The 239-nt window shown below is 46.4% G+C and carries 1 protein-coding gene; it reads left to right on the top strand.

Annotated elements, in window-relative coordinates:
* The coding region (locus RYX56_RS24965) for a sensor histidine kinase (RefSeq protein ID WP_317124468.1) at positions 1–239 on the top strand (239 nt) is incomplete at both ends.

Here is a 239-nt window from a genome sequence, read left to right on the forward strand (position 1 = left end):
TGTCCTGACAGACGGTGGTGAAAATATCACGGTCCACGTAAAAGATTCTGGAGTAGGAATAAAGCAGGATGAAATTCCGCGGATTTTTGAACGCTTTTACCGGGTGGACCGAGCCAGAAGCCGTAATTCGGGGGGGACAGGTCTAGGACTTGCCATCGTGAAGCATTTGGTGGAGGCCCATCAAGGAAATATTATCGTAAGAAGTGAATTAGGAAAAGGAAGCGAGTTTATTCTTGAAC

The organism is Alkalihalophilus lindianensis (assembly GCF_032843265.1).
GTDB classification, from domain to species: Bacteria; Bacillota; Bacilli; order Bacillales; family Bacillaceae_D; genus Alkalihalophilus; species Alkalihalophilus lindianensis.